The following is a 23887-nucleotide window of genomic DNA, read 5'->3' on the forward strand; positions in this document are numbered from 1 at the left end:
ACATAAAATTAGAGTAATGCTTTTAAACGAGTGTTCTATCGGTATTATATAATTCCCATGTTTTAGGGCTTTGCCTAGTGCAAGATTGCTTTATTTGTATTGTATTTTAAATTATTTTAAAGAATTTATATTTTGATAAGAGAGGAAAAAATGAATATTGGACAATGATAAAACTTATGAATGATTATCTTTGCTTTTTTTAATTTAGAACCTTTTTATGACAACGAATAATAGAAGATTTCCTGCAGAATGGGAAAAACAACAAGGTATTGTATTGTGTTTTCCTCATAATGGTAAAGATTGGCCAGGAAAATATGAGGCAGTTCAATGGGCTTTTGTAGAGTTTATAAAAAAAGTAGCTACTTACGAAACTGTTTTCTTGGTAGTTGCCGATGAAGTTTTAAAAGCTAAAGTGAATGATATGCTCGAAAGAGCACGCGTAGAGTTAAATAATGTTACTTATATTGTTCATAAGACTAACAGAAGTTGGATGCGTGATTCTGGACCAATTGTGGTTAAAAATGGAGATAAAAGAGAAGCATTAAACTTTAATTTTAATGGTTGGGCTAAATACAAAAATTACCAGTTAGATAAATTTGTACCAGCTAAAGTTGCCGATGTTCTCGATATTCCGGTTACGCAAGTAATGTATAAAGGAAAACCAGTTATTGTAGAAGGTGGAGCAATAGATAGTAACGGAAAAGGAACTTTGTTAACATCAGAAGAGTGTTTGATGCATCCAAGTATTCAAGTTAGAAATCCAAACTTCACTAAAGAAGATTACGAAGCGGTTTTTAAAGAATATCTTGGGATAGCCAATGTTATTTGGTTAGGAGATGGAATAGAAGGAGATGATACTCACGGGCATATTGATGATTTATGTCGTTTTGTAAATGAAGATACGATTGTAACGATTGTAGAAACCGACAAAAATGATTCAAACTATGAGCCTTTGCAAGATAATTTGAGAAGATTGCAAAATGCAAAATTAGAAAACGGAAAATCTCCAATAGTTGTTGCTTTGCCAATGCCTAAACGAATAGATTTTGAAGATTTAAGATTGCCAGCAAGTTATGCTAATTTCTTAATTCTGAACAATTGCGTTTTGGTTCCTACGTTTAATGATAGTAATGATCGTATAGCGCTTAATATACTTTCGGAGTGTTTCCCTGATAGAGAAGTAATCGGAATTAGTTGTATTGATTTTATCTGGGGATTCGGAACATTACATTGTTTGAGTCAGCAAATTCCAGTGTAAATTCTGCTGAAGTTGAAAAAGGGTTCTAGGAGCAAAGGTTCAGAGGTTCAAAGGTTTTACGAAGATTGCAAAGTTTTGAATTTGTGAAAATTTGTGCAATTGGTGGCTAGATTCTTTTAATCATTTTAATAGGTGGGAAGAGAATTAGTCAGAAAGAATAAAAATAGATTTACGTAAAGATCACAAATTTTAAGAGCATAAAAAAAACGCATTGAAAATTTTCAATGCGTTTTTTTGTTATTCGGAATCTATATCTCTTCATTGTCTCACGAAAGGAGCAAGTAATTGGCTTGAAACTTCTCCAAAACCAATACGAACTTCATTGCTTTCGCAATATCCTCTCATAATTACAGTGTCGTTATCTTCTATAAATTTACGTTCGCTACCGTCATTTAACTTTAAAGGATTTTTTCCTCCCCAAGTTAGTTCTAGCATAGATCCATAACTGTCTGGAGTAGGTCCGGATATTGTTCCAGAACCCATCATGTCACCAGAATTAACACGACAACCATTTGAGGTGTGATGCGCTAATTGTTGGCTCATTGACCAGTACATATATTTAAAATTCGATCTAGATATTACCGTTTCTTCTTTGTCTAATGGTTTAATAGAAACTTCTAAATTGATATCAAAAGCTTTTTTTCCTTTAGTTTGTAAGTAAGGAAGCGGTGACGGATCTTGTTTAGGTCCTTTGGTTCTAAATGGTTCTAAAGCATCCATAGTAACAATCCAAGGAGAAATAGAAGAAGCAAAGTTCTTGGCCAAGAAAGGTCCTAAAGGCACATATTCCCATTTTTGGATATCTCGCGCACTCCAATCATTTAATAAAACCATCCCGAAAATATAATCTTCGGCTTCATAAGCAGGAATAGGTTCTCCCATTATGTTGGCATCAGTTGTAATAAATGCAGTTTCCAATTCAAAATCAATAGATCTTGACGGACCAAAAACAGGAGAGTTCTCCCCATTGGGAAGCGTTTGTCCCATTGGTCTGTGTACAGGAATACCAGAAGGAATAATTGTCGAGCTTCTTCCGTGGTATCCTACAGGAATGTGTAACCAGTTTGGTAATAATGCATTTTCTGGATCACGGAACATTTTACCTACATTTGTAGCATGCTCTCTGCTAGAGTAAAAATCGGTATAATCACCAATTAATACAGGCAATTGCATTTCGACATCATCAATTTTAAAAATAACAATATCTCTATCTTTTGTAGAATCTCTTAATTGTGGATTGTTGATGTCAAATATATCGGCAATACGGTTTCTAACCAATCGCCAAGTTTTTTTACCATCAGAAATGAAATCATTTAAGGTGTCTTGCATAAACATATCATCAGTTAAATCAATTCCTGAGAAATAACTTAATTGTTGTAAAGCACCTAAATCTATGGCGTAGTCACCAATTCTTGTTCCAACCGTTACTATATTTTCTTTGGTAAGAAAAACACCGAAGGGAATGTTTTGAATAGGGAAATCGCTATTCTCTGGTACATCTAACCATGATTTTCGTTTAGTATCGTTGGCTGTTATCGGCATGTGAATGTTAATTATTTGTTGAAAAATTCTATGTCAAATATATCATAATCTAGCAGTTTGACAAACGTTTTTTTGTATTTTTGCATCAAATTAACGAAAAACTAAAAAATGCAACGCGACGAACAAATTTTTGATCTTATTCTTGAAGAACAAGACAGACAAATTCACGGATTAGAACTAATCGCTTCAGAAAATTTTGTAAGTGATGAGGTAATGGAAGCAGCTGGTTCTGTTTTAACAAATAAATATGCAGAAGGCTATCCAGGCAAAAGATACTACGGAGGTTGTGAAGTAGTTGACGTTATTGAGCAAATTGCTATCGATAGAGCCAAAGAGTTATTTGGAGCTACATACGCAAACGTACAACCACACTCAGGATCACAAGCAAATACTGCAGTTTATCATGCATGTTTAAAGCCTGGAGATAAAATCTTAGGATTTGATTTATCTCACGGTGGTCACTTAACTCACGGGTCTCCAGTAAACTTTTCGGGACGTTTATACACTCCAGTTTTTTATGGTGTAGATAAAGAGACAGGACGTTTGGATTATGATAAAATTCAAGAAATTGCTACTAAAGAGCAACCAAAATTAATCATTGCAGGAGCTTCGGCTTATTCTCGTGATATGGATTTTGAGCGTTTTAGAGTAATTGCAGATAGCGTAGGAGCAATCTTATTTGCAGATATTTCGCATCCAGCAGGGCTTATCGCCAAAGGATTAATGAATGACCCAATTCCTCATTGTCATATCGTTTCTACAACAACACATAAAACATTACGTGGACCACGTGGAGGTTTGATATTAATGGGTAAAGATTTTGAAAACCCACTAGGATTAACAAATCCAAAAGGAGAAATCAGAATGATGTCAGCATTATTAGACTTAGCTGTATTCCCTGGTAACCAAGGAGGACCTTTAATGCATATTATTGCTGCAAAAGCAGTTGCTTTTGGAGAAGCATTACAAGATGAGTTCTTTACTTATGCTATGCAATTAAAAAAGAATGCAAATGCTATGGCAGAAGCTTTCGTGAAAAGAGGATACGATATTATTTCTGGAGGTACAGACAATCACATGATGTTAATTGACCTTAGAAATAAAGGAATTTCAGGTAAAGAAGCAGAAAATGCATTAGTAAAAGCTGAAATTACTGTAAATAAAAATATGGTTCCATTTGATGATAAATCACCATTTGTAACTTCAGGAATTCGTGTAGGAACAGCAGCAATCACAACTCGTGGTTTAGTTGAAGACGACATGGAAACTATCGTAGCATTAATCGACAGAGTATTAACAAATCACACAAGTGAAGAAGTTATCGAAGAGGTTGCAAACGAAGTAAATGAAATGATGAGCGAAAGAGCGATCTTCGTTTATTAAGAATATTTTATTTAAAAAGTTTAAGGTTTAAAGTTTAAGGTTTTGTTGATACCGAAAGTTATCGCAAAAGTTTTAAACTTTAAACTTTTTTACTTCCAGCCCTAACTTTAAACATTTTTTAAACATTAAACAAAAAGAAAAATGGGTGTATTAAGATTACAGTTGCCAACTGATCCAAGATGGGTAAATATTGTTGAGAAAAATATTGAAGAGATATTGACAGATCATGCGTGGTGTGAACAAAAAGCTGCAACAAATGCTATTACGATAATTACAAATAACTCAGAGCATCAAGATTTAGTTAAAGATTTATTGGCTCTAGCCAAAGAAGAAATTGACCATTTTGAGCAAGTACATAATATTATTATCAAAAGAGGATTGAAACTTGGTCGTGAGCGTAAAGATGATTATGTAAATGAATTGTATTTATATATGAAGAAAAGCGGCGACGGAAGTCGTGTTTCTAGCTTAGTCGAAAGATTATTATTCTCGGCAATGATTGAAGCCAGAAGTTGCGAACGTTTTAAAGTGCTTTCTGAAAACATAAACGACGAAGAATTAGCCGTTTTTTATAGAGATTTAATGGAAAGTGAAGCAGGACATTATACTACTTTTATCACTTATGCCAGAAAATACGGAGTAGGAATTGATGTAGAAAAACGCTGGAGAGAATGGCTTGCCTACGAAGAATCAATCATTACCAATTACGGAAAAGGAGAGACGATTCATGGGTAGAGTTAGTTTTTAGTTTTCAGTGGCAGTATTCAGTTTCAGTATTCAGTCTCAGTATTCAGTCTTAGTATTCAGTCTTAGTATTCAGTTTCAGTATTCAGTTTCAGTGTTTAGTGTCATCTTGAGCGGAGTCGAAGGACAATTCTAATTATCCATAAAGTCTAAAATTCTAAGCTAGTCTAAGAAGTCTATGTCAGTCTCAGTATTCAGTTTCAGTGTTTAGTGTCATCCTGAGCGGAGTCGAAGGACAATCCTAATTATCAATAAAGTCTAACAATCTAAGCCAGTCTAACTATCTAAGCAAGTCTAGCAGTCTAAGAAGTCTAACAATCTAAGTAAGTCTAAAAAAAAATAACCATTTAAGCAGTCTAAAAAAATGATTACACTTAAAATAGCATCACCATCAGATATACCTACAATAAGAGAAATTGCATTTAAAACTTGGCCAAATACGTATGGCGAAATCCTGTCTCAGGAGCAACTTGATTATATGCTGGATAAATTTTATGAACCAGCACTTTTAGAAGAAAGCATTCGTAACGGACATATTTTTACAATGGTTTACGAGGATGATTTTTGTCTTGGTTATGCAGGATATCAACATAATTATCAAGATAAGAACGCTACACGCTTAAACAAACTGTATTTACTTCCTGAAGCACAAGGAAAAGGTATGGGAAAAATATTAATTGATGCAGTTGAGGCTGCAGCCAAAGAAAAAGAATCAGATATCGTTACTTTGAACGTAAATAGATTTAATAAAGCAGCTTCTTTTTATAAAAAAATGGGATTCGAAATTGTAGCCGAAGCTGATATTGAGCTTGATCACGGGTACTTAATGGAAGACTTTATTATGGAAAAGAAAGTAAAATAATAACCTACTTTATTTAATTCTTAAATAAGTTAGGATTTTGTTTTGTTAATGCCAAAATTAGGAATGTAGCCGTGTTTTAAAAAACTTTTTTGTAATATTACTATATAAATCATTTATTGAATGAGAAAAATAAAATACAAAAAAGGCCGAAAACTACAACCCTATTCTTTAGAATATACAGGTCGGCATAAAGACACTCAGTCGGAAATGCAACTTTTTGTTTACGATGATTTAGAAATCACCGAATATGAGAATTTCAATATATTAGCCATAAACACATGTATTGATTACACTAAAAATAATTGGCTAAACATTCATGGTTTAAATAATATAGAACTTATTAAAACCATTGGAGCATATTTTGGTGTAGATGGATTCATGCTTGCGGATATACTAAATACGACCAAGAGAACTAAACTACAAGAACAACAAGAAATCCTGTTTTTTAATATAAAATCACTTTTACCTTCTGAAGATTCAGATAACATTAGTGTAGAGCAAATCAGTTTTATTATTAAAGACGGGGTTTTAATCTCTTTTCAGGAAAAGCGAAGTGATTTCTTTACGCACATACGCGAACGAATTAGGCAACACGCCGGAATCGTACGAACCAAAAAAGTAGATTATTTACTCTATTTGTTATTAGATGCGGTGATGGAGAATTTTTATATCACGCTCGAGGACGAAGAGAATAAAGTAGAAGAGCTGATTAATATTACCAAAGGAGATACAAACCCTGTTATTCTTGAAAAAATAGAAAAACACCGTGATAACTTCAACTTCTTAAAACGCTCTATAATACCACTCCGTGATTCATTATATGATATAAAAAGTATAAAAGACGATGATACATTTAATGGAATCGAAAAAGAGAATTTTAGTTTCTTTTCCCGATTGCATCAAAAAAGTTTGGAGCTTTTAGAGCAAATAGAGTCGGATATGAGTTCGTTAGAAAGTGCTTCTAATTTTTATTTTTCGGCGCAAAGCCATAAAATGAATGAAATTATGAAGACATTGACTATAATTTCGGCAATATTTATTCCGCTTACATTTATAGTTGGAGTATACGGGATGAACTTTGAAAATATACCAGAACTTAAATATCAATACGGATATTATTCTGTTATGGTTGGAATGTTTTTATTGGTGATTGCATTGATAATTTATTTTAAAAGAAGACGATGGTTTTAGGGAGTGTTAATGGTTTATAGTATCTAGAAACATGGACGAAAATAATAATGGATAATCTTATCCTTTATATGACAAATGTCAGCAGAAGCAAGAGGTAATTCCTTTAGTTTTGTTTCTTTAAAATTAAAAGGATTTAGAACTCGAATATTAATTATATCAGGATGAAATTTTAAACTTCTTGAGTTAGGTTTAGATTACTTTTATAATATTTTTAAATAATAAAATTATGAGTAAAGCGGTATATATAGCGACAAGCGAGCAAAATAGTGGTAAATCGATTATTACTTTAGGATTGATGAGCATGCTAATGGGAAAAACTGCCAAAGTAGGTTATTTTAGACCCATTGTAGAGGATTTTATCGACGGCGAGTTAGATAATCATATCGAAACTGTAATCACGCATTTTAACCTTGATATAAAATTTGAAGATGCATTTGCTATCACAAAAAGTAAATTAATCAAGAAGAAAAATAAAGGTAAAATAGGAGAAGTACTTGACCTAATTATCGAAAAATACAAACGTCTAGAAGAACGTTTTGATTTTGTATTGGTTGAAGGAACCAGTTTTACAGGAGAAGGAACTGTAATCGAGTTAGATACAAACGTTTTGATTGCTAAAAATTTAGGAATTCCTACCATTATTTTGGGATCAGGAATTGGTAAAACATTAGACGAATTGGTCGATAACCTTTCTTTAGTTTATAATTCATTTAAAATAAAAGAAGTAGAAGTTCTGGCTGTAATTGCAAATAAAGTTCAAATCGAGAATGTTGATTTAGTAACATCGGGATTGAAAAAAAGTTTGCCAGAAGGTGTTTTAGTTAATGCTATTCCGGTTATTTCAAGTTTAAACAGCCCAACGGTTCAGGAAATTGTAAATGAGCTAGATGCCAAAGTTTTATTTGGAGCAGCACATTTAAATAATCAAACAGGACATTTTAGCGTAGGAGCAATGCAATTGCATAATTATCTGGTGCATTTAAAAGAAAATAGTTTGGTTATTACTCCAGGTGATCGTGCCGATATTATTTTAGGTGCTTTACAGGCTAATGAATCAGCTAATTATCCTACGATATCTGGAATTGTACTTACAGGGAATATCATCCCAGAGGAGAGTATCTTGAAGCTAATAGAAGGACTTTCGCCTATTGTGCCTATTATCTCTGTAGAAGGAGGAACGTATAGTATTACAAATCAAATCGGTGCAGTTAAATCGAAAATCTATGCAAACAATGAGCATAAAATCGAAACTTCGATTAATACATTCGAAAAATATGTTGATTTAGATAGTTTATCCGAGAGGTTAATCACGTTTGTGGCAGAAGGAATGACGCCAAAAATGTTCCAGTATAACTTGGTAACAAGAGCCAAAAAACACCGTAAGCACATTATTTTGCCAGAAGGAAGTGATGAACGTATTATTATTGCTGCATCGAGATTATTGGCAATGGATGTGGTTGATATTTCGATAATTGGAGAGAAAAAACAAATAGAAAGTAAGGTAACCGAATTAGGAATTACTTTTGACTTTGCTAAAATAAAAATAATAAACCCGATAGAATCTCCATTTTATGAAGATTATGCGAATACCTATTATGAGCTAAGAAAAAATAAGAACGTAACCATTACTATGGCAAGGGATTTAATGGAAGACGTTTCTTATTTCGGAACCATGATGGTTTACAAAGGTCACGCCGACGGAATGGTTTCTGGTGCTGCACATACTACTCAGCACACAATATTACCAGCTTTGCAGTTTATTAAAACCAAACCAAACTCATCTGTAGTTTCATCGGTATTTTTTATGTGTTTAGAAGACCGTGTTTCGGTATTTGGAGATTGTGCGATAAATCCTAATCCTACTGCTGAACAATTGGCAGAAATTGCTATTTCATCCGCAGATTCTAGTGCAGCCTTTGGTATAGAACCAAAAATAGCCATGTTATCGTATTCATCAGGAACATCTGGTAAAGGAGATGAGGTAGAGAAAGTAAGAGCTGCAACCGAAATTGTTAAGCGTAAACGTCCTGACTTAAAAATTGAAGGGCCAATTCAGTATGATGCGGCTGTAGATAGAAGCGTTGGGAAAAGTAAAATGCCAGATTCAGAAGTTGCAGGACAAGCAAGCGTACTTATTTTTCCTGATTTAAATACAGGAAACAATACGTATAAAGCGGTGCAAAGGGAAACAGGAGCATTGGCAATCGGACCAATGTTGCAAGGATTAAATAAGCCTGTAAATGATTTAAGCCGTGGTTGTACAGTAGATGATATTATAAATACAGTTGTTATTACTGCAATTCAGGCACAAGGACTGTAACTTATTAAAAATCTGGAATTAAAAAATTGAGTCTATAAAAAAAAGAACTCAGTAACTTAGAAACGTAGTGCCTTAGCACCTAAAAAAATAACAATGAAAATATTAATTTTAAATTCAGGAAGTTCTTCTATAAAGTATCAATTAATGAAAATGCCAGCAAACGAAGTAATTTGTTCTGGTATGATTGACAGAATTGGTCTTGAAAGTTCGAATGTAACATACAAAACTAAAGATGTTTCTTTTGAAGAAAACTTACCAATTGCAACGCATAAAATAGGATTGCAAAAGGTTGCCAATTTACTTTTAAACGAAGAAACAGGCGTTATAAAAAGTACTTCTGAGATTAACGCTGTAGGACATCGTGTGGTTCATGGCGGAAGTGAGTTTACCAAAACAGTTAAGATTGATGAGAAAATAAAAGCCAAAATCAAGCAACTTTTTGAGTTGGCACCATTACACAATCCTGCAAATCTTGAAGGAATAAATGTTGCCGAAGAGATTTTTGATACAGCTGAACAAATTGCGGTTTTTGATACTGCTTTTCATCAAACAATACCAGTTGTAGCACACAAATATGCTATTCCAGACAAGCTTTTAACCGAGAATAAAATACGTATGTATGGTTTTCATGGAACAAGTCATAAATATGTCTCAGAGAACGCTATTAAATATTTAAAGAAACATACAGATTCTAAGGGTAAAAACATCATTACAATACATTTGGGTAATGGTTGTAGTATGACAGCGGTTAAAGATGGTAAAAGTATAGATCACACAATGGGATTTGCACCTGCTAATGGGTTAATCATGGGGACAAGATGTGGAGATATCGACCAATCGATAATTTTCTATATGAAAAACACCTTAAATTATTCATTAGATGAAATTAACATCATACTCCAAAAACAAAGCGGAATGCTTGGTCTTACAGGTTATAGTGATTTAAGAGATATAGAAGCTCAGGCAGAAAGCGGTAACAAAGAATGCCAATTGGCACTAGCAATGAATGCTTATAGAATAAAAAAATATATAGGTACTTATACCGCCGTTTTAAATGGTTTAGATGCTATTGTTTTTACCGCAGGAATTGGGGAAAACTCATCTTATATGCGAAAATTAGTTTGTGCCGATATGGATTTTTTCGGAATTGAATTAGATAATGAGAAAAATCAAATTCGTTCTAAATCTAATCGTGAAATTAATACAGAAGCATCTAGAACTAAAATTTTGGTAATCCCAACAGACGAAGAATTTGAAATTGCAAATCAAGTGCATCATTTGCTTAAAAACTAGATATAACAGATTATTTTATGAAAAAGGCTTCTCTCTGAGAGGCTTTTTTTATATGAAAAATTGAATAAATGTGATTATATTTGATGATAAATACCAATGTTTTGAAATCAAATCTTCTTAAGTCACTTTTCTTTATTTTTATAACGTTACAGGTTCATACTCAAGAACTTCTTCCTTTTGTCGAAAACTATAATAAATCCAATTACGAAGGAGATAATCAGATATGGAGTGTTGCACAAGGAAATGATAACGCAATGTATTTTGCAAATAATCATTATTTGGTGCGTTACAATGGAGTAGTTTGGGAGAAATATACCTTGCCAAACAAGACTATCATTCGCTCGATTATGGTCGATGGCGATAAGATTTATTCAGGTTCTTATAAAGAATTTGGTTATTGGTATAGAGAAGATGGAAAAATGAAATATGTTTCTATTTCTAAAAACAGGAGTGTATTTGATGAAAATGAGAATGAAGAAGTATGGAAGATTTTTAAATTTAATGACATCATATACTTTCAATCATTCAATCAGGTTTTTGCTTATGATGGTAAAAAAATCAAGAAAACCAAATTACCTTTTTTAATATCCTATTGTTTTGTTATCAATAATCAGTTGCTTGTAGCCTCTGTAGAACATGGTGTTTATGTTTTAAAAGGTGATAAGTTAAGCCCCGTAAAAGGATGGAATACCTTAAAAAACAATGTAATTCATGCCATCGAAAAGTATAAGAACAAAACATACATTTTTACACATAAAAACGGAATTTTCGTAGAGAATAATGGAAGTTTAATTGCTTGGGATAATCCATTAAACGGAATCTTAAAAACTGCCAATATAAATGTTGCCCGATTTTTAAAAAATAACAAACTTATAATTGGTACAGCAGGTGATGGAGTTTATATGTTTGATTTTAATGATAATTCTTTTAAAAACATCAATCGAAAAAATGTATTGATGAACAATTCTATTTTAAGTATAGGATTGGATAAAGAAAATGATTTATGGTTAGGGCTTGATAACGGAATTGCACATATTGAAGTTACTTCGCCAGTATCTATTTTCTATGATAATTCGGGAGTTTTGGGATCGGTATATTCTGTTGTAAATATCGAAAAAGGATATTTAATGGCATCTAACCATGGTGTTTTTAAATATGCAGATAAAAAGCTTTCATTGATTCCTAATAGTCAAGGTCAGGCTTGGAATATAAGTAAGGTCGGATCTAAATACTTTATTGGGCATAACGAGGGAACATTTTTGTATGAAAACGGACAATTCTCTAAATTAAACACAACAAATGGTGGTTGGAATTTAACCAAAAGTAATATTGGAAATTGTTATTTTCAGGCAACCTATAGCGGGGTTGTTGTATATAAAGACATTAATAATCTCGACGAAAAGATAATCTTAAAGGGATTAAAAAAACCTATAAAATATGTAGCTCAAAACAAAAGAAACGAAGTTTGGGCAGCCGATAATTATAGAGGTTTGTATAGAATTTTATATAGTGACGATTATGAGACAAAAAAGGTTGAAAACGTTACGCAACACAGTAAAATTACAAATGATTTTGGTGTAAAAATATTTGAGTTTAGAAAAGAAATTCTCTTTTTAATAAATAAAACGTGGTATACCTATAATTCAATTGCCAATCAATTAGAAAAGAACGAACTTTTTAATTCTAATTTCAGTAATGTCTCCGATGTAGCTGCTATTGATGAGAGCCATTTTATATTACTACAAGACGGATTTTTATATCACATTTATGCAAATGGCAATAAGTTTATTTGGAATAGTATTCAGGAGAAATATTACAAGGGGAAAATCATCAATGACAACTTAAATATTTTTAAAAATAACAATAACTATTTATTAAATCTGGATGATGGTTTTATTTCCTTTCAGTTAAAAGACATCAATAAAGAAAAATTAAATTTAGAGGTAGAGGCATTTAATGAAGAGAATTTAATTAAGAATAATTCGAGTATAAATTATAATACCGAATTGAAGATAAATGTAATCTCAGGAATTTTTGGAGCTTCAAAACCAAATTTGTCTTATAAAATTAATGGAGAGAATAATTTCAGAACAATAAAAGATGGTTTAATTGTTTTAAACAATTTACATAGTGGATCTCATGATGTCGAAATATTTAATCATGACGGTTTAAGTTATAGTAAGATTACAAATTTTGAGTTTGTAGTTGCAAAACCGTGGTATCTTTCTGGTTGGATGCTTTTGTTGTATTTATCTATTATCGCAGGTGTTTTGTATATCTATTATAAATGGAATAATATACGTTATTTGCAAAAGCTAGAATTAAGAGAAGAAGAATTAAGACATCAAAAGGAAATTCTAGAAGTGGAATTGAAAGCTGAGAATGATTTAAATAGTCAAGAGTATCAAAAACATATTCTTGAACTCGAATTGCAAACCAAATCATCAGAGGTAGCAGGTAAATCTCTTTCTATTGCTAAGCAAAGCGAAATGATTGAAAAGATACAAGGCATTCTGGATTCTGAAGCAGATTTTAATAAACTTAAAAGTGAAATTAAGAAAGCGATTAAAATTAATGCTGTAAATAAACATGAGTGGGAAACTTTTGAAAATAACCTGAATCAGATACACAACGAATTTATTACGGCGCTTTCGCAAAAATTTCCTAACCTGACTTCAAAGGATATTAAGCTTTGCATTTACTTAAAAATGAATCTCTCTTCAAAAGAGATTGCACCTTTAATGAACATCTCATTTAGAGGTGTAGAACTACATCGTTATCGATTAAGAAAGAAATTGAACCTTGTACAAGACGAAAACCTCTCTAATTTTCTATTAAATATATAAAAACGCCCTGTTTTTTTAGAGATAATATATTATTTAACTTCAAATTTTATCAAATAACAACACATCATTACTACATCATATTGATGTAGAATGGTGTTTTTATGTATTTGTAATTTATTAAAAATCATTAACTTAATGTCTTATTTGACTGTTTTGATGTAGTCATGTAGTATTTCTATTTAACGTACTATAACGTTGTAATTATCTAAGTTTGACAAACTAACTTTAACAATTTATTAATATATGAGAAATCTTATTTTTAGCTTATTAGCGCTCATTCTACTTCCAGCATATATGTCTGGCCAAGTAATTAAAGGTAAGGTTTTGGATTCACAGGGTATGGCAATTCCAGGGACAATGGTCGTTGCCACAGAATCTAGAACTTCCACAGACACAGATTTTGATGGTAATTTTGAAATTAAAGCCAAAGTAGGCGAGACATTAAAAATTAGCATGGTTGGTTTTGAAGCTTCGACTATTAAAGCAACTTCAACTCCTATGAGTATTGTTTTAAAAGAATCAGAAGATACGGCTTTAAAAGAAGTTGTAGTTATAGGATACGGAACAAGAAAGAAAATAGATAATACTTCGGCAGTAAACTCAATTAAGCCAGAAGAAATCACTAGAATGAAAGTAATGAACGCTTCTCAGGCAATACAAGGTAAAGCTGCAGGGGTTCAGGTATCATCTTCTGATGCTCCAGGTAGCACGCCTTCTATAGTAATTAGAGGAGCTGGTACTGCATTAGGAGGAAGAAACCCTTTATATGTAGTAGATGGTATGCCTACAGAGAATATCAATAACATTAATGCTAATGATATTACTTCGTATGAAATCTTAAAAGATGCTTCTGCACTAGCAATCTACGGAACAAGAGGAGCAAATGGTGTAATTATGATTACAACCAAATCAGGAAAAGGAAAACTTACTGTTGAATTGGAGAGTTTTACAGGTTTTAGAACTCCTTTGAAAAAAGTAAAAATGGCTAATAGTGATCAATACATTAGTTATAATAACTTAGCAGCTTTTGATGATTTTCCAAAAGGTAGATTTGCCGCAAATCAGCCATATAATACAAATTGGATGGATGAAATAACAAGAACGGGAACTTATTCTCAGAACAATCTTGCTATTTCTGGAGCTACAGAAACGGTTAAATACTTTTTTAGTGTAGGTAACTATGAAGAAAAAGGAATTTTAAATGGATCTGATTACGGACGTACAACTATTAGAAATAATAATGAGTTTAAAATTTCGGACAGGCTTAAATTATCTCAAAATTTAAGTGTAACTAGTATAAAAAACAGACCAATGCCTTTAGGTGCATTTTCTGCAGCTTATAGACAATCTCCATTAGTTCCTGTACGTTTCGCTAACGGAAAATATGGTGTGCCATTTGTAGATGAGGCAACAGGAATCGTTTCTGAAAACGGAACAAAATCGTTTAACAATGTAGGAAATCCAGTAGCTCAGTTAGATTATACAGATGAACAACAGCAAAGTGTGATTTTACAAGGAGGGTTAAAATTAGATTATGAAATTAGTAAATCATTAAAGTTTACCTCACAATTTAATGCTGAGTATTACACTTACAAACAGTATAATTATGTAGATAACGTTGCTCTTTGGTTAGCAGCAGATCCTACACGTATACAGGGAGATTATCCTAAAAATTTAAATATAAATACGTTAACAAGAGGTAGAGACGAATATTTCAATTGGAATTTATCTAACTACTTAACTTATAATAAAGTTTTTGGAGATATTCATGATATTGAAGTTACAGTAGGTATGGAATCTAATGTAAATGGTACCAGACAAAAATTAACTATTGATAGAAAGAACGTATATCCAGATTCTAATTACTGGTCTTTAGAAAATGTTAATGTTGCTGGTTCAGTAACAGGTTACAAAGATGAAGCACTTAATCAAAGAAGATTAGCATCTTATTTCGGTCGTTTCCAATATAAATTAATGGATAGATACTTACTTACAGGTACAGTAAGACGTGACGGTTCATCACAATTTGCTAAAGATCAGCGTTGGGGAACATTTCCATCAGTTGGTTTAGGATGGATTATGACAAAAGAAAGCTTCTTAGCAGATATTAAAGGGTTAGACTTATTAAAATTAAGAGGTTCTTGGGGTAGACTAGGAAATCAAAATGTACCGCTTAATACTCAAATATTAACTTCAGGAGTAGATTACCCAGGTTTTGGTTCAGGTACAACGATCAATTCTCAAATTGACCCTAGTTTAGGTTGGGAGATTGTAGAGGAACTTTCAGGAGGTTTTGATTTTGAATTATTGAACAATAGATTAAAAGGATCTTTTGATGCGTATAGCAAAAATACAACAAATACAATTTTGAATGTTAAGCCATATTCAGCTTCAGGAATTACAGTACCTACACCTGCACACGTTGGGGAGGTATCTAATAAAGGATATGAAGTAGCATTACGTTGGGATGATAGAATAAACGACAATTTTAGCTACTGGATAGGAGGTAACTATTCTTATAATAAAAATGAACTTACTAGTCTTAAAAATGTTCAATTATCTCCTGTAATTGGTGGTAGTTTATCAAACGGGCAAAATGTTAAATTACTTGATAATACTGCTATAGGACAGCCATTAGGTAGTTTTTATATGTATAAATATGCAGGTGTAGATCCAGATAGTGGAGATATGTTGTACTACAAAGCAAATGGAAAGAAAGTAGTTCAAGGAGAGTTAGATGAATTAAATGATAAAAGGTATGTAGGTTCACTTTTACCAACTTCTACTTATGGAATTACTTTAGGAGCAAACTACAAAAACTTCGATTTTTCTGTTGATGGTTACGGAACAGGAGGAGCAAAAGTGTACAATGGTAAAAAAGCACAACGTTTTGGAGGAGAAAATGTAGAAGCATCTTTAGCTTCTAATTACGGAACAGCTTCAACTCCTTTTCCTTTTAATACAACTCCTGTCGCTTCAACTTTTTATTTAGAATCTGCAGATTTTTTCAGAATTAATAACATTACTGTAGGATACAAACTTCCTCTTAAAGAAGATCAGTTTATTAGCTTTTGTAGAATATATGTAAATGCAATTAATCCATTCATCACACAAAAATTCTCAGGATTCTCACCTGATATCACAGGTGATGGTAAGTTAGTTGAAGGTACTCAGGGAGTTGAGCTAGATGCTTACCCATCATTGAGATCATTTGTTATAGGTGCTAATTTAAAATTTTAATATTATGAAAAGATTATATATATCAGTATTTGTACTTTCAGGACTATTCTTTTCTGGATGTTCAAATGAGTTTTTAGATGTAGACCCAACTCAAGCTGTTCCGGCTGATCCAGCGTTGGTGAATAGTGATGAAGGAGCTTCAGGATTTGTAACCGCAATTTACAATCAGTTCTTAAACTGGGACATGTCTTCTTTTGGATGGAATGCAGTTACAAGTATCATTTCAGACGATGCTGATAAAGGTTCAGATCCTAGTGATGCTGGTGCTGATAAAGATATCATTGATGCTTTAACTTATAATGCTTCAACTCCATCATTTCAATCTACTTGGGAGTCTAATTATGCAGGAATAAACAGATGCAATCAGGCATTGGCAATGTTTCCTAGATTAGACAAGGTAACACCTAGTTTAAAAGTGAGATTAGAGGGAGAAGCTAAGTTTATGAGAGCTTTTATGTATTTTACTTTAGTAAAAGGATATGGTGGAGTTCCTATTGTAGATCGTTTAGCAAATGTTCCAATTACAGAAGAGGACAGAAAAATGCAATTAACGCGTAAATCTACTGCAGAAGTTTATGCTTTTATAGAAAAAGATTTAAATGATGCAATAGCTAATTTACCTGAAAAATCAGCTTATTCAGGTGCTGATAGAATGAGAGTTTCTAAAGGAGCTGCATATGCTTTACTAGCAAAAGTTAATTTATATCAAAAAAATTGGCAAAAAGTAATTGACAATTGTGATAAAGTAACTGGATATGTTCTAGTTTCAGATTATGCTTCAATGTATAAATTAGAAGGAGAATTTGGTCCTGAATCTATTTTTGAAATTAATGGAGTAGGTTCTACTTCTTCTCCAGGATTTGGAATTGCAAATTACTCAGTCTCTCAAGCACCTCGTGGAGCTGGAGGTTGGGGTTGGGGATTTAACACACCAACAGTAGGACTTGCAAATGCATATGAAGCAGGAGATGTTAGAAGAGCAGCTACCATTATTTTTAGAGGGTCAGTTTTATATGATGGTACACCAGTTCCATCAACAGTTGCTAATGCAATGTATAATTATAAAGCATATTCATCTGCTTATTCTAATCAAGAATTTTCAGATACAAATCTTAGATATTTAAGATATGCTGAAGTATTGTTAATGAAAGCGGAAGCTTTAAATGAATTAGGACAAACGTCAGCAGCTGTTCCTTTCTTAAATCAAGTTCGTAAAAGAGCTGGATTAGGAGATACACCTTTTTCATCTCAAGATGATGTAAGAAAAGCAATCTGGAAAGAAAGAAGAGTAGAATTAGCTTTTGAACACGACAGATGGTTTGATATCATTAGAACTGGTCAAGCTGAAGCTGCAATGAAAGCAGACGTAAGCCCTGCTTTCCCTAACGGAAAAACTTTTATTGTTGGTAGACACGAATTGTTTCCACTTCCAACAACTTTCATAAGAGAATCTGTAGGATACTCAGATCAAAACCCTGGTTACTAAAATACCAAATAATCACTTCCTTCATAGTATGGAGGAAGTGATATTTATTAATTGCATAAATTTTTATAATGATTAGAATTTCAGTTTTATTGGTGTCTTTTGTTTTTTTTGGATGTGGTTCTACTGCCAACAATTCAAAAGAAAAAGCAACAGTAGCTCTCACAGTTGCAAAACTATCGGATGAAGAGCTTATGGATGTAGTGCAAAAACAAACTTTTAAGTATTTCTGGGACTATGCTGAACCAAACTCAGGATTGGCGAGAGAGCGTTATCATCCTGATGGGGTTTATCCCGAAAATGATGCTAATGTTGTTACGACCGGAGGTTCTGGTTTTGGGTTAATGGCGATTGTATCTGGAATGTCTAGAGGTTACATTACAAAAAAAGAAGGTGTTGAGAGACTTAATAAAATAGCTGATTTCCTAGACAAAGCCGACCGTTTTCACGGAGCTTGGTCACATTGGATTGACGGAAATACAGGAAAAGTAAAACCATTTGGAACTAAAGATAATGGAGGGGATTTAGTAGAAACTTCATTTTTAGTTAGCGGAATGATTACTGTTCGAGAATACTTAAAAAATGGTTCAGATGCCGAAAAAGCGGTTGCCCAAAAATATGACGCACTTTGGAAAGGTGTAGACTGGAAATGGTATACCAATAACAAGAATTTCTTGTATTGGCACTGGTCGCCTACTTACGACTGGCAAATGAATTTTCCTTTAGAAGGATATAACGAATGTTTAATTACTTACATACTGGCGGCAGCTTCGCCAACACACCCAATCACGCCGAAAGAATACCACGAAGGTTGGGCAAGAAATGGGGGAATAGTTACGGATAAAACCAAATATAATATTCCCCTAATTCTAAAACACAATGGAGCAGAAGAGTTTGGAGGTCCTTTATTCTGGGCACATTATTCGTATGTTGGACTTGATCCAAATCAATTAACTGATAAGTACGCAAACTATTGGGATCTGAACGTAAATCACGTTAAAATCGATTATGAGTATTGTATAGAGAATCCTAAGAAATTTAAAGGATACGGTTCTGATTATTGGGGATTAACAGCATCTTATTCTAGAAATCCTGACGGAACTACAGGTTACAATGCACACATGCCAAGTAATGATGTAGGAGTTATTGCGCCAACAGCAGCAATTAGCTCAATTGTTTATACACCAAAAGAATCTATTGCAGTGATGCGTAATTTATACGAAAATCATAAAAAAGATACTTGGGGAGTAGCAGGATTTTATGATGCTAGTAGCTTACAATACGGCTGGACAACTCAACGCTATTTGGCGATAGACCAAGGTCCAGAAGTAGTTATGCTAGAGAACTATCGTTCAGGTTTATTATGGAAATTATTTATGAATGCTCCAGAAGTTAAACAAGGATTGATTGGGTTAGGTTTTCACTCAGGTAAATACGGATTCTAAAAAAACAGTTTTAATATGAAGTATAAATTAGCAGTAGTAGCTCTATTATTTTCGTTCATTTCTTTTGCTCAAACAACTGTAAATGGGAAAATCAAAACCGAAATCATTCAAAAGCATGAACTAGGGTACGCATTGCATATTCCAGCGGGTATAAAAGAGAAGAAACCATTGCTAATTTTTCTTCATGGTTCTGGCGAAAAAGGAACCGATATAGAAAAAGTAAAAATTCACGGTCCGTTTAAGTATTTAAAAGAGCACAAACTCGACGCTTACGTTCTAGCTCCACAATGCCCGGAGAATGAAGAATGGGATGCAGAAGTTTTATATCGATTGATATTAAAAATCCAGAAAGAAAACAACATTGATTCCGATAGAATTTATGTTACAGGATTAAGCCTGGGAGGTTGGGGAACATGGAATCTAGCTTTTGCACATCCGGATATGTTTGCAGCAATAGTTCCTATTTCGGGATTTGTAGATTTAATACAATTAGAACAAACCTGTAAAATAGCAAAGATTCCAACACGAATTTTCCATGGATTAATGGATGATGTCGTGAATATAGATTATGCGATTACAATTTATAAAGAATTAAAAAAATGTAATAGCAATGTAGAGTTGACCATTTTTGATGACGCAGGTCATGACAGTTGGTCAAGAGTATATGACAACCAGGAAATTTATGACTGGATGTTTAAACAAATAAGAAATAAATAAAACCCATAGAATGAAAAACAAATTAGTAATACTCTTTTTAGGATGTACTTTTTTGAGTTATGCTCAAAAAAAAGAAGCCAAAAAAACTGTAAAAATTAAGCCAAGATCAGAGTTCGTTTCCGAGTTGATGTCTAAAATGACAGTAGATGAAAAAATCGGACAGCTAAATTTACCTACTTCGGGAGATATAACAACGGGTCAGGCTAATAGTTCTAATGTTGCTAAAAATATTGAAGAAGGTAAAGTAGGAGGTCTATTCAATATTAAATCAGTTCAAAAAATAAAAGAAGTACAAAAGATTGCAGTTGAAAAAAGCCGATTGAAAATTCCATTACTTTTTGGTATGGATGTTATCCATGGTTATGAAACTACATTCCCAATTCCGCTTGGATTATCTTGTATTTGGGATATGAAAGCGATAGAGAGAAGTGCTCAAATTGCTGCGCAAGAAGCTAGTGCCGATGGTATTAACTGGACATTCTCACCTATGGTAGATATTTCTCGTGACCCACGTTGGGGTAGAGTTTCTGAAGGTTCAGGAGAGGATCCATATTTAGGAAGTGAAATTGCAAAAGCAATGGTTAACGGATACCAACAACACGATCTTTCTAAAAACAATACGATTTTATCATGTGTAAAACATTTTGCTTTATATGGTGCACCAGAAGCAGGACGTGATTACAACACGGTAGATATGAGTAAAATAAGAATGTATAACGAATATTTTCCACCATATAAAGCAGCTATTGATGCAGGTGTAGGATCAGTTATGGCATCTTTCAATGAAATTGACGGAGTTCCAGCAACTGGAAACAAATGGTTAATGACTGATGTTTTAAGAAAAGAATGGGGATTTAAAGGATTTGTAGTTACAGATTACACAGGAATTCCTGAAATGATCGATCACGGAATGGGAGATTTACAAACCGTATCAGCATTGGCTTTAAACGCAGGAGTAGAGATGGATATGGTAGGAGAAGGATTCCTTACTACATTAAAAAAATCATTGGCAGAGAATAAAGTAAGCATAGAACAATTAGACAATGCAGTACGTCTTATTCTTGAAGCTAAATACGATTTAGGATTGTTTGAAGATCCTTATAAATATTGTGATCCAAAAAGAGCTAAAACTGAGATTTTTACAGCAAGCCATAGAGCTGAAGCTAGAAAAATATCTTCACAATCATTGGTTTTATTAAAAAATGAAAATCAATTATTGCCATTAAAAAAATCAGGAACAATTGCAGTAATAGGGCCATTGGCTGATGCCAAAGAAAATATGCCAGGTACTTGGAGTGTTGCTACAAATATGAAAACGGCTATTTCATTATTAGCAGGGATTAAAGATGTTGCAGGAAAATCAACAAACGTGCTTTATGCAAAAGGAAGTAACCTTGATTACGATGCTGCATTTGAAGAGAAAGCAACAATGTTTGGTAAAACATTACACCGTGATAATAGAACTAAAGAAGAATTGCTTGCAGAAGCTTTAAAAGTTGCTTCACAATCGGATGTAATTGTTGCGGCAATCGGTGAATCTGCTGAGATGAGCGGAGAAAGTAGTAGTAGAACTAACTTAGAAATTCCACAAGCACAAAAAGATTTATTACAAGCATTATTAAAAACAGGAAAACCAGTTGTTGTAGTTTTATTTGATGGTCGTCCGTTAGTAATAAAAGAAGAAAGCGAAACTGTTCCGGCGATTCTTAATGTTTGGTTTGCAGGAAGTGAAGCAGGACATGCAATTGCAGATGTTTTGTTTGGGGATGAAAATCCTTCAGGAAAATTAACATCTACATTCCCAAGAAGCGTAGGTCAAGTGCCTATTTATTATAACCAAAAAAATACAGGTAGACCACTTTTAAACAAAGAAGGAAAATTTGAAAAATTCAGATCAAACTTTATTGACGAAAGAAACGAGCCTTTATATGCTTTTGGTTACGGATTAAGTTATACAACTTTTGACTATTCAAACTTAAAAATTTCATCTGATAAAATGAACTTCACAGGAAAACTAAATGTTACTGTAGATGTTACAAATACAGGAAATTATGATGGTAAAGAAGTAGTTCAGTTATACATAAGAGATTTAGTAGGATCTGTTACAAGACCAGTAAGAGAACTTAAAGGATTCCAAAAAATTGATCTTAAAAAAGGAGAAAAAAGAACTGTAAATTTTGAAATCACTGTTGAAGATTTGAAATTCTACAATTCGGATTTAAAATTTATTGCAGAGCCAGGACAATTCGACATATTTGTTGGAACTGACTCAAATGCAGATAAGAAAGTTAGTTTTGAGTTAATCAAGTAATTGGTTGGTTTGATTGATTCGTGTTTGGCCCTTCGTTATTGGTTTCGAAGGGCCTTTTTTTTAACTCAAAGTTTAATGATAAAAGGAATGTATATTTTTTGTCAAGCTAAATATCATTAAGTTTTTTAGATAAGTTGTGATTAAAACTTTTCTCGAAAAGTAACAATGAAATCATGTAAAAACTTTGCGACTTTGCGTCTTTGCGAGAGATTTATTTGCAAAGTATTAAAGATATCTTCCTTTTCAAACAAATAAAACAAACATATTAAAATGGCGTAGTTTTAAGCAAACGCGCTACCTATTAACTATTTTAAACCTTAAAATTCTATACAATGAATGCTAGTAAAATATTTAGTGCATCTCTTATGCTAACAATATTTGTTTTCACTTCTTGTAATGTCACAAAAAACGGAATTGTTGCACATCGAGGAGCTTGGAAAAAAAACAATTTACCAGAAAACTCTATAGCCGCACTTAGGCATGCTATCGATTTAAAAGCGGTAGGATCAGAATTTGATGTAGTCATGACAGTCGATGATTCGCTTGTTATAAATCACGACCCACATTATAACAAACTAATTGTAGAAGAAACAAAATATGCTGATTTAATAAAGTTTAAACTTTCTAACGGAGAAAAATTGCCAACCTTACGAGAGTATATTCTGGAAGGGCAAAAAAACAATAAACACACAACTTTAGTTTGCGAAATTAAACCTTCGGGAGTAAGTAAGGAAAGAGGGAAAAAAATTGCATTGAAGGTTGTGGAAACAGTAAAGAAACTCAAAGCTGAAAAAATAACCACATATATCAGTTTTGATTACGACATCTTGAAACAAATTCGCGAAGTCGATGCCAAAACTACTTTGCAATATCTAGAAGGTAATAAATCACCAAAAGAGGTAAAACTAGATAAGATTACGGGTGTAGATTATCATTATTCTGTTTTTAAAAAACATCCAGATTGGATAAAAGAAGCAAAAGATAATAACATTACTTTAAACGTTTGGACAGTTAATGATGTCAGTGATATGGATTGGATTATCGAGAATAATTTTAATTATATAACAACCAACGAGCCAGAGTTATTAAGTGAAAGAATTAAGATTAAAAAATAGATTTTTATAAGATTCTAATTCATTGGGATAGTCAAATTTAACACATAGAAACATAGATTTTGTACATTGATAATAAGCGTTTCACTTATTTAAAAAGTACAGAGTTCTAGCTATGTGAAAGAAATGTATTTCTTTTT

15 protein-coding genes are annotated in these 23887 nt (G+C 32.8%); 14 read left to right on the forward strand and 1 reads right to left on the reverse strand.

Translation table 11 applies throughout. From position 1 onward, the window contains the following. The first annotated feature begins 217 nt into the window (after positions 1 to 217). Positions 218 to 1258, forward strand: coding sequence for an agmatine deiminase family protein (locus IW20_RS08750; protein WP_035620983.1), 1041 nt, complete (start codon positions 218 to 220; stop codon positions 1256 to 1258). Between the two features lie 258 nt (positions 1259 to 1516). Here IW20_RS08750 and fahA read toward each other — a convergent pair whose 3' ends face one another. Beyond that, the gene (gene fahA / locus IW20_RS08755) at positions 1517 to 2800 is read right to left on the reverse strand and encodes a fumarylacetoacetase (RefSeq protein WP_035620986.1); all 1284 of its coding nucleotides are present in this window, start codon (positions 2798 to 2800) and stop codon (positions 1517 to 1519) included. 108 nt (positions 2801 to 2908) lie between these two features. Between fahA and glyA the strand changes: the two genes are divergently transcribed. From glyA to IW20_RS08820, 13 genes are all read left to right on the forward strand, one after another. Next, positions 2909 to 4183: a serine hydroxymethyltransferase gene (gene glyA / locus IW20_RS08760; RefSeq protein WP_035620988.1), complete on the forward strand. Its 1275-nt coding sequence runs from the start codon at positions 2909 to 2911 to the stop codon at positions 4181 to 4183. Between the two features lie 141 nt (positions 4184 to 4324). Then, positions 4325 to 4918 carry a tRNA-(ms[2]io[6]A)-hydroxylase gene (gene miaE, locus IW20_RS08765; protein WP_035620990.1) on the forward strand — a complete coding sequence of 198 codons (594 nt, stop codon included), beginning with the start codon at positions 4325 to 4327 and terminating at the stop codon, positions 4916 to 4918. Positions 4919 to 5291: 373 nt separating this feature from the next. Beyond that, positions 5292 to 5789 carry a GNAT family N-acetyltransferase gene (locus IW20_RS08770; RefSeq protein ID WP_035620991.1) on the forward strand — a complete coding sequence of 166 codons (498 nt, stop codon included), beginning with the start codon at positions 5292 to 5294 and terminating at the stop codon, positions 5787 to 5789. A gap of 120 nt (positions 5790 to 5909) precedes the next feature. Beyond that, on the forward strand, positions 5910 to 6980 hold the full coding sequence (corA, locus tag IW20_RS08775) for a magnesium/cobalt transporter CorA (protein WP_035620993.1): 1071 nt from the start codon (positions 5910 to 5912) through the stop codon (positions 6978 to 6980). Between the two features lie 226 nt (positions 6981 to 7206). Then, positions 7207 to 9300 (forward strand): phosphate acetyltransferase, encoded by a 2094-nt coding sequence (gene pta / locus IW20_RS08780; protein ID WP_035620995.1) that lies wholly within the window; start codon positions 7207 to 7209, stop codon positions 9298 to 9300. 93 nt (positions 9301 to 9393) lie between these two features. Next, entirely contained in the window at positions 9394 to 10593 is a 1200-nt protein-coding gene (locus IW20_RS08785) for an acetate/propionate family kinase (RefSeq protein WP_035620997.1), read from the forward strand. 101 nt (positions 10594 to 10694) lie between these two features. Then, entirely contained in the window at positions 10695 to 13439 is a 2745-nt protein-coding gene (locus IW20_RS08790; protein ID WP_035621017.1) for a helix-turn-helix and ligand-binding sensor domain-containing protein, read from the forward strand. 243 nt (positions 13440 to 13682) lie between these two features. Further along, positions 13683 to 16679, forward strand: a complete 2997-nt coding sequence (locus tag IW20_RS08795) for a SusC/RagA family TonB-linked outer membrane protein (RefSeq protein ID WP_035620999.1) — start codon at positions 13683 to 13685, stop codon at positions 16677 to 16679. A gap of 4 nt (positions 16680 to 16683) precedes the next feature. Further along, on the forward strand, positions 16684 to 18165 hold the full coding sequence (locus IW20_RS08800; RefSeq protein ID WP_035621001.1) for a RagB/SusD family nutrient uptake outer membrane protein: 1482 nt from the start codon (positions 16684 to 16686) through the stop codon (positions 18163 to 18165). Positions 18166 to 18233: 68 nt separating this feature from the next. Next, entirely contained in the window at positions 18234 to 19607 is a 1374-nt protein-coding gene (locus IW20_RS08805) for a glucoamylase family protein (RefSeq protein ID WP_035621003.1), read from the forward strand. Between the two features lie 15 nt (positions 19608 to 19622). Beyond that, on the forward strand, positions 19623 to 20324 hold the full coding sequence (locus IW20_RS08810; protein WP_035621005.1) for a carboxylesterase family protein: 702 nt from the start codon (positions 19623 to 19625) through the stop codon (positions 20322 to 20324). A gap of 10 nt (positions 20325 to 20334) precedes the next feature. Further along, on the forward strand, positions 20335 to 22635 hold the full coding sequence (gene bglX, locus IW20_RS08815; RefSeq protein ID WP_035621007.1) for a beta-glucosidase BglX: 2301 nt from the start codon (positions 20335 to 20337) through the stop codon (positions 22633 to 22635). Positions 22636 to 22967: 332 nt separating this feature from the next. Next, complete coding sequence (locus tag IW20_RS08820; protein ID WP_035621009.1) at positions 22968 to 23750, forward strand: glycerophosphodiester phosphodiesterase family protein; 783 nt, start codon at positions 22968 to 22970, stop codon at positions 23748 to 23750. The last annotated feature ends 137 nt before the right edge of the window (positions 23751 to 23887 follow it).

The sequence above is a fragment of the Flavobacterium hydatis genome (assembly GCF_000737695.1).
GTDB lineage: Bacteria > Bacteroidota > Bacteroidia > Flavobacteriales > Flavobacteriaceae > Flavobacterium > Flavobacterium hydatis.

What these genes read in the sequence shown, in the direction of transcription:
- IW20_RS08750 (WP_035620983.1), top strand. Translation starts at nt 218, where the DNA reads ATGACAACGAATAATAGAAGATTTCCTGCAGAATGGGAAAAACAACAA.
- fahA (WP_035620986.1), bottom strand. Translation starts at nt 2,800, where the DNA reads ATGCCGATAACAGCCAACGATACTAAACGAAAATCATGGTTAGATGTA.
- glyA (WP_035620988.1), top strand. Translation starts at nt 2,909, where the DNA reads ATGCAACGCGACGAACAAATTTTTGATCTTATTCTTGAAGAACAAGAC.
- miaE (WP_035620990.1), top strand. Translation starts at nt 4,325, where the DNA reads ATGGGTGTATTAAGATTACAGTTGCCAACTGATCCAAGATGGGTAAAT.
- IW20_RS08770 (WP_035620991.1), top strand. Translation starts at nt 5,292, where the DNA reads ATGATTACACTTAAAATAGCATCACCATCAGATATACCTACAATAAGA.
- corA (WP_035620993.1), top strand. Translation starts at nt 5,910, where the DNA reads ATGAGAAAAATAAAATACAAAAAAGGCCGAAAACTACAACCCTATTCT.
- pta (WP_035620995.1), top strand. Translation starts at nt 7,207, where the DNA reads ATGAGTAAAGCGGTATATATAGCGACAAGCGAGCAAAATAGTGGTAAA.
- IW20_RS08785 (WP_035620997.1), top strand. Translation starts at nt 9,394, where the DNA reads ATGAAAATATTAATTTTAAATTCAGGAAGTTCTTCTATAAAGTATCAA.
- IW20_RS08795 (WP_035620999.1), top strand. Translation starts at nt 13,683, where the DNA reads ATGAGAAATCTTATTTTTAGCTTATTAGCGCTCATTCTACTTCCAGCA.
- IW20_RS08800 (WP_035621001.1), top strand. Translation starts at nt 16,684, where the DNA reads ATGAAAAGATTATATATATCAGTATTTGTACTTTCAGGACTATTCTTT.
- IW20_RS08805 (WP_035621003.1), top strand. Translation starts at nt 18,234, where the DNA reads ATGATTAGAATTTCAGTTTTATTGGTGTCTTTTGTTTTTTTTGGATGT.
- IW20_RS08810 (WP_035621005.1), top strand. Translation starts at nt 19,623, where the DNA reads ATGAAGTATAAATTAGCAGTAGTAGCTCTATTATTTTCGTTCATTTCT.
- bglX (WP_035621007.1), top strand. Translation starts at nt 20,335, where the DNA reads ATGAAAAACAAATTAGTAATACTCTTTTTAGGATGTACTTTTTTGAGT.
- IW20_RS08820 (WP_035621009.1), top strand. Translation starts at nt 22,968, where the DNA reads ATGAATGCTAGTAAAATATTTAGTGCATCTCTTATGCTAACAATATTT.